Raw genomic sequence first — 7,429 nt, forward strand, 5'->3', positions numbered from 1 at the left:
AACAAGCCGACCTCGGCGCCCTGTTGGTTGATCAGGCCGATCGTGACCGGCGCGAGGCTGGCGTCGGCAGGGTTGCCCGCCCGGCCCGCACTGGCTGCGCCAGGCGCGTTACCGAAGGTCGCACCGGTCGGCGACGACGTGACGGACCGACGCAGGAGAGATGCATCCCATGTGTGCGGGCGGGACGCTAGCAGCGCCGTGTTCTTCATGGGTGGTCTCAACCGGTCAGCGCATCATCCGGGCATCCGCATCGTGCCGGAACCCCGTGGATCCCAGCACGATGCGGGTGGTGCACCGACCGCTGGAGACCGCCGACCTTCATAGGGCATCGTGAAAGCGTCGAACTTCTCGCGAACAGTATCGACAGCACCCCGCACATCGTCCTCATCTTCATCCGTCAGTAGGACTCCGCTTCGCCCTGCTCACCGCACATCGCCAGCGCCTCCGACCCGAAAGATCATTTTCTCGGTGCTGGGAACATGATGTGTCGTTCCTGCTTCCGGGTCGCTCGGGCTTTCCCCCATGGGATGATCGGATGGAGGCGGCCGGGTAGGGGGTAAGGCTCGGGCTTCCAGCCGCCGGCAGCCACACGACGATTCGGGCGCCGGGCTCGTTGTCCTCGATGTAAACGAGGCCATGGTGGGCCGTGACGGTGTCGTGGACGATCGCAAGACCGAGCCCACTGCCACCGACGCCCCGGCTGCGGGCCTGATCGAGGCGGTGAAACCGGCGGAAGACCTCTTCACGGTACTCGGGCGGTATTCCCGGGCCGTCGTCCGCCACTACCAACTCGACGCGCCCGCCGGTGGTCGACAGCGACAGATCGACCCGCGTCCGCGCGTGGCGTCGCGCGTTGTCGAGCAGGTTGCGCACGGCGCGGGTGAGCAGGTCAGGATGTCCTGCGACCAGGCCTGCGCAGACCTCACGGGTGTGGACGGCCAGCGAGCTGGTCAATCGCAGGTTCCGGGCCTCGGTGAGCACGATGTCGTCGATATCGACGAGGTCGGGTCGACCGGGTCGGGCGTTTTCGTCCAGGCGGGAGAGCGCGAGCAGATCATCGACGAGACGGCTGAGCCGGTCCACATCGTGGATCATGCGGAGGGTTTCGTGCTGCCAGCTGCCCTCCTCGGACGTGTGGTGACTGACCTCGAGCTGCACACGCAGGGCCGCCAACGGGCTGCGTAGCTCGTGGGCGGCATCGGAAACGAAGCGATGCTGCATGGTTGCCGCATTCTCCAGTCGACTCAGCATCTGGTTCATGGTCAGGACAAGGCGGCGGATGTCGTCCCGAGCGGGGGGAACGTCGACCCTGCGATGGAGATCCGCCGCAGTGATGGTGTCGAGCTGACCGCGGATGCGATCAACGACGCGCAAGGTGTAACGCACGAGTGTCCAGACCGCGACCGCGAGCAGGAGCAGCAAAGTGGGGCCGCCAACCACGGCCGCTGCGGTGACGCGGCCGACTGCCTGGTCATAGTCGCTCAACGGTGACGCGATCACGATCGTGGCGGTGGAACCCTGGGTACGTACCGGCAGCGTCAGGATCCGGAAACGACCGTGCGCGAGCGCCACCCGATCCTCGATGCGTTCCCCGGCCGACAGCCCTCCAACGGGCCGCGGGAGGGCCTCCTCACCGGCGTCGAACTCCCGTGAGCTGGCGATCACATGACCGTCGGGTGCGATGACCTGGGCGATGCTGGTGTCCGCGCCGGAACTGGGCAACGGGTCCGGCACGGCGCCGCGGGTGACGACCGCGCTGAGCGTCTGTGCACGTTCGCGGGCCGCATCGTCGATAGTGCCGAGCAGGCTGCTGCTGACGCCGGTGATCAGCAGGAACCCGGCGGTGGCAAGACCGATTGCCGCGACGAGGGTCGCGATGAAGGTCACCCGCAGCTGGAAGGACAGCCGGCGCCACCACCGCGGGCGCGCCGCGGCGTCTTCCCGATGGTCGGTCAACCGCCGTCAGCCCGCAGTCGGTACCCCACTCCGCGCACCGTCTCGATCGCCTGCCGTCCGAACGGTCTGTCAATCTTGCTTCGAAGATAGCTGATATAGACCTCGACGAGGTTCGGATCGCTTTCCCCGAACTCGTCCCAGACGTTGGCGGTGATGTTGCTCTTGGGCAGCACCTGGTCGGGATGGCGCATGAGGTAGTGCATGAGCGCGAACTCGCGGGGCCGTAGCCGAATCTCGGTTCCGGCCCGGCTGAAGCGGTGCCGGGCCGGATCGAGCTGGAGATCACCCGCCGTCAGGACGGTCGGACGCCTCGGGGAGCCTCGCCGGATCAGTGCTCGCAGGTGTGCCAGCAACACAACGAAGGAGAAGGGCTTGGTCAGGTAGTCGTCCGCGCCGAGATCGAGGGCGTCGGCCTCGTCGTACTCCCCGTCCTTCGCGGTGAGTATGAGGACAGGTGTCCAGACCCGCGCCCGGCGCAGCGACCGGGTGACCTCATAGCCGCTGAGACACGGAAGCATGATGTCCAGAACGATCGCGTCGTAGGGGTGGGAGCAGGCAAGCCGCAGGCCCTGCTCGCCGTCGGCCGCGACGTCGACGGCACAACCCTCATGACGAAGTCCGTCCCGGATCGCGGCGGCCAGGTTTTCCTCATCCTCCACGATCAGTATCCGCATCGACAGCTCCTGTCGCACGTTCCCGGACGGACCGGACCGCGCCCCGGGGCCATGCGGGTCGGCGCCCTCCACGGCAACCGCATTGTCTCAGTGTGTTCACGGTCGGGCACGCTCACAGGTCTCGGAGCTCCTTCGGGCCCGCGGCGCCCGCCATCCGGCCACCGAGAACCACCACCGCAGCCGCCGCCGCCACGACACCGGCGACGAGAGCGACCAGATAGCCGACCGGAATCGCCGGTGCCGCAGGCGGTGGGTCGAAGATCCCCGTCAGTACCTTGATGAGCAGGTAGCTGATGGCCGCCGCGATCGCCGCGCCGCCGAGGACACCGCCCAGGACCAGTCCCCGCGCTTCGGTGGCCAGGAAACGTCCGCGCTGGCGGGGGGTGGCGCCGAAGGCGCGTAGCAGCACCAGGGAACGCCGTCGTTGCGACGCGCCGAGCAGCAACGCCAGGCCGGAACACGCCAGCGCGAGCAGGACCCCAAAACCGAGTTCCAGCCTGGACAGGCCGGCAAGATCGGACGCGGCCAAGCCGGATGCGGTTGTGACGGTGGCGCGGGCGGAACGCACGTCGGCTACGTTGACGCCGGGCGCGAGCCGCGACCGTAGGGACGCGGCGGTCGCGGTCGGGTCGGACGATCCGATCAGAAAACTGCCGACCGCGTCCGAGCCGGTCACGTGGGTGATGTAGGCGGCGTTGGCGACGATGAAGGAGTCCTTCGGAGCGGTGGGAAACTCCTTGATCTGACCGATCACATGGAACGTCACCGGCTGGTAGATCCGGTCGGGTCCGGTCTGGAGCTGCAGCTGTACCGGGTCGCCGGGACGCAGCTGGTAGTCGTGCAGCGTCTCCGCGGAGAGCAGTACTCCGTCAGGAGTACTGCTCAGAGTGGCCAGTGCGCTCGACACGGTGCTACCCGGGGTGAATGAGTCGCGAAGCGGGGCGACCCGCCGAATCGTGTCGGCGTTCACGCCGTAGATGTCCTGGAGGTCCGGTCCCACATAGGCGAAGCGGTGCTGCAGTGGTTCGACGGCCCGTACGCCGGGTGCGTCGCGGAGCGTGTCGCCGGCGGACGGGCTGACGACGGCGCCGGGGGGTTCGGTGACCGCGACGTCGGCACCGACGGTCAGGGCGACATCGAGCCGGGCCTGGGCATCGTAGGTGGAGGTGAAGACGGCCGTGGACGCCGCGAGGCCCAGCGCGACGGCGAGACCGGCCGAACCGCGCGCCACGATGTGGCGACGTCGTCGAAGCGACGCCGCTTCCAGCTCGGGTGCCCGTCCAGGGCGGTCACCCGACAGCCGCCCGGTGCGCCGGGCGAACCAGCCGGCGCTGATGCGCCACACCAGCAGTGCCAGCCCGGGCCACGCCATCGCCGGGCCCAGGAGAGCCGCGTAGTTCACCGCGGTCGTCGCCACGCCCTCGGGGGCGAGGACGACGTGATACCCGCCGCGGGAGGTGAGCCAGAATGTGACCGCGGCTCCGGCGAGGAGGATCCAGTCGAGACCGAGCCGCAGCGGCCAGGGCGCACGGTCGGGCGGGGCGAACGACGTGTCGGCCCGGACCGTGCCGGCCCGCCGGTCCTGCATCACCCGGATCGCCGGCCCCAGTTGGGTACCCGCGGCTACCGCGACGCCGACGCCGAGCGCCGTCCACGTCGAGGCGGGCACCAGGTGGCTACCCGCAGGCAACGCGAGGCGGATCGCGAGCCACGCCATCGGCAGGCCCAGCGCCGCTCCGAGCAACGCCGTCAGAGCGGTCTCGCCGGCGGCCAGACGCAGGACAGTTCCCGGCCCCGCCCCGCGTAGCCGCAGCAGCGCGACCTCACGGCGGCGGCGCTCGCCGCGCAGCGCGACGACCAGAACGGCGACTGTGGCGGCGAGCGCCACGCCGGGCACCCCGAGCAACAGCACCAGCAGGAAGGCGTAAAGGGCGTCCTCCCGGGCCCCGGACAATGCGGATTGCAGGTTGTCACCGACGAGGGCACCACCGGCCACCTCGATCTGAAGGTGGTTGTCCCGCTGTTGGATGAGTGTCCCGGCGGCGGCGGGATCGTGCGGCAGGACGGTGTGATCGAAGCCGACATGGATTTGGTGCACCACCGTGGTGCCGCGCGCCAGCGCCGGGAGACGGTCCGGTGGGACCAGAACGACGTTGTCCGGTGGTGCCGTCGCACCGGCGTTCGCCGGCGCTCCTACGACCTGGAACAGCGAGTCGGCGGCGGGAAGGTCGACGACGCCGTCGACGGTGAGCGCGGAGGTCGCGCCGTCTGCCGTTCGGACGGTGATTGTTTCGCCGGGAACGACCGCCAGGTTCGCGGCGGTCTGCTGGGCGAGCAGCACACCGCGTGCGCTACCCACCAGCGGCCTGATCTCACCGGGAAACACCGCGGCGTAGTCCTGGGGCATGGCCAGGATCTGGGCCTGCCCGGTCTGGCGGCTGCCATCGGGTCCCGTCGCCGACAGCTCGGGGACCGCGACCCGGTCGACGGCGACGTGCGCTCGCAGGTCAGGCAACCGCCCGACCGCGGCGACGACGCGGGCGGGATCACCCTGCGGTGTCACCTGGACCTGCCAGTCGACGGGCACGCGGGCGGATGCCCGGACCGTCAGATCGGCGGAGCTGACGGTGATGAAACTACCCAGCGAGGCGACGAAGGCCACCGTTACCGCAACGCTCACGGCTCCGCCCAGCACCGCAGCCGGAGAATGTGTCACCAATCCCCGGATCCATGATAGGGCCCTCACCGGTCGCCCTCCGTTCCATATTGCGACATGGGGGAGGGGATCGTCGCCGGTGGCGGCCCCGCGGTCGGGCGCAGGGTGCCGTCACGCAGCTCGACGCGGGTGGGCAGCAGCCCCGCCACGTCCTCGTCGTGCGTCGCGATGACCAGCGCTCCACCGGCGCGGCGCATCCGGGAGCGCATCACCACCACCATCTCCGCACCGGTGCCGCGATCCAACGGCCCCGTCGGTTCGTCGGCCAACAGCAGCAGCGGATCCCCGGCCAGCGCACGCGCCAACGCCACCCGTTGCTGCTGACCGCCGGACAATTCCGCCGGCAGCGCCTGGGCGACCTCGCCGAGGCCGACGTCGGCCAGCGCGGTACGCGCGGCGGTGGTGGCCGATTGCCGCGTTGCGCCGTGTAGCCGTAACGGCAACATCACATTCTCGGCCGCGGTCAGCTCGGGCACCAACGAGGGCGCCTGGAACGCCAGTCCGATCTGGCGGCGTCGGACCAGCGGATCGGGCGAGAGATCTGGCCAGGAGACGGCCCCGCACGTGGGCAGCAAACCGGCCAGCGCGAGCAGCAAGGTCGTCTTGCCGCTACCGGAACGTCCGCTGAGCCCCAGCTCATCGCCTGCGGACACGGTGAGATCCACCGAAGCCAGCACCGGGGTGCGCTTATACGAGATCTCCAGTTCGACGGCGTCCACCAGCACACTCATGTGATCCGCCCGGCCGTGATGGTGATCGTCCGGTCCGCGACCCGGGCGACCGCCGCCGCATGGGTGACCACCACGACAGCGCTCGCGCGGGGGCGTTCCGCACGCAGCAGCCGCAGCACGTCCGCCTCCTCAGCCCGGTTCACCTCCGCCGTCGGTTCGTCCGCGAGCAGCACCGCGGGATCGCCGATCATCGCGACCGCGAGATTGGCGCGTGCGGTCTCCCCGCCAGACAGTGTCGAGGGGCGGGAAAGCCGCCGCGTCTCCAGACCAAGCCGCTCCAGCAGCTGATCCGCCTGCGCCCTGCCCGGTCGCGGGTGCGGGCGCAACGACGCGGCCAGCAGAACGTTCTCCCGCACCGACAGGTGATTGATCAGGCCGCTTCCCTGCGTGAGGACGCCCAGGTGACGGCCCCGCAGCCGTGCCTGCTCCGCGGGTGGCCGGTGCGACATCCGCTCTCCGGTCAGCCACACGCCGCCGCCATCAGGATCATCGATGCCGGCCAACAGCGCCAGCAGCGTGGATTTTCCCGAACCCGAGTGACCGACGACCGCGACCATCTCGCCGGCTCGCACGGCCAAGTCGACGTCCCGCAACGCCGCGACCTCGCTGTCGACCCGGCCACCACGACGATAGAACCGGTGCAGGCCACGAGCCTCCAGCACGATCACGACAGCCTCAAGCTCTGCGTGATTGTGCGGTAGGCGTCAACGTTGTCGGCGCCCACCGGTCCATAGAGGTCGAGACGGACGGTCTTCCCACCCCTGGCGATCAAGTATTCCTCCACCTCGTCGCGGTACTGCTTGCCGGTCACCGGATCGGGAGCGGAGTTCCGCCGGTACACGATCTTCACGCCGGCCCCTGCTGGCAGGCTTACCGGATCGACCGACCGCGCTTCGAACGCCGGCTGCGTCGAGCGCAGCCGCGGTATCTCGTGGGCGGCCGCGTCGGCCACGCTCGGCGCCTGGCTTCCCTCCACCGTCTCGGCGGCGATACCGTTCAGCTTGTCGACGAACAAGGCCCGCGCTCCAGCCGTCGTCTGCGCCCAGCCCTCGGGGCGGACGAAGGAATAGCCGCCCGAGGCATTCATATAAGCAATGAATGCGACGTTGTCCGGAATATCTCCCGGCGGATTCTTCTCCACCGGGACCGGTTCCTGGGATCCGCCAGCCGAGGCGCCCCCGCCGGCCGCCGCGGGCGAAGCCGTGCTCTGCGACGATCCGGATCCCCCAGAGGCTCCCGAGGACGACGGCGTGCTGGAGGATGAACCGCAGGAAACAAGGCCAGCTATGGAGAAGAGCCCTACCAGCGCCAGCCCCCAGACCGCCAGCAACTTTCGTGTCCACATAGGCCGA

7 protein-coding genes are annotated in these 7,429 nt (G+C 69.5%); all 7 read right to left on the reverse strand.

The annotated features are described in order from the left end of the window. Positions 1–209 (reverse strand): hypothetical protein (locus tag MJ783_RS18605; protein ID WP_239312033.1); only part of this gene is annotated, 209 nt, incomplete at its 3' end. Positions 210–390: 181 nt separating this feature from the next. Beyond that, complete coding sequence (locus MJ783_RS18610; protein ID WP_239312035.1) at positions 391–1,956, reverse strand: cell wall metabolism sensor histidine kinase WalK; 1,566 nt, start codon at positions 1,954–1,956, stop codon at positions 391–393. After that, positions 1,953–2,630, reverse strand: coding sequence for a response regulator transcription factor (locus MJ783_RS18615; RefSeq protein ID WP_239312036.1), 678 nt, complete (start codon positions 2,628–2,630; stop codon positions 1,953–1,955). The genes MJ783_RS18610 and MJ783_RS18615 overlap by 4 nt, the downstream gene beginning before the upstream one ends. Positions 2,631–2,742: 112 nt before the next feature. Beyond that, positions 2,743–5,310 (reverse strand): FtsX-like permease family protein, encoded by a 2,568-nt coding sequence (locus MJ783_RS18620; protein ID WP_239312037.1) that lies wholly within the window; start codon positions 5,308–5,310, stop codon positions 2,743–2,745. A gap of 62 nt (positions 5,311–5,372) precedes the next feature. Then, a complete protein-coding gene (locus tag MJ783_RS18625; protein WP_239312038.1) occupies positions 5,373–6,077 on the reverse strand; it encodes an ABC transporter ATP-binding protein in 705 nt (234 codons plus the stop codon). Then, positions 6,074–6,745, reverse strand: a complete 672-nt coding sequence (locus MJ783_RS18630; RefSeq protein ID WP_239312039.1) for an ABC transporter ATP-binding protein — start codon at positions 6,743–6,745, stop codon at positions 6,074–6,076. The genes MJ783_RS18625 and MJ783_RS18630 overlap by 4 nt, the downstream gene beginning before the upstream one ends. After that, positions 6,742–7,218 carry a hypothetical protein gene (locus MJ783_RS18635; protein ID WP_239312040.1) on the reverse strand — a complete coding sequence of 159 codons (477 nt, stop codon included), beginning with the start codon at positions 7,216–7,218 and terminating at the stop codon, positions 6,742–6,744. Before MJ783_RS18635 ends, MJ783_RS18630 begins: the two co-directional genes overlap by 4 nt. Positions 7,219–7,429: the final 211 nt, after the last annotated feature.

This window comes from Protofrankia sp. Cj3 (genome assembly GCF_917627355.1).
Lineage (GTDB): Bacteria > Actinomycetota > Actinomycetes > Frankiales > Frankiaceae > Protofrankia.

Bases quoted from the DNA above. Each gene is read 5' to 3' on its own strand.
- MJ783_RS18615 (WP_239312036.1), bottom strand. From the start codon at position 2,630: ATGCGGATACTGATCGTGGAGGATGAGGAAAACCTGGCCGCCGCGATC.
- MJ783_RS18625 (WP_239312038.1), bottom strand. From the start codon at position 6,077: ATGAGTGTGCTGGTGGACGCCGTCGAACTGGAGATCTCGTATAAGCGC.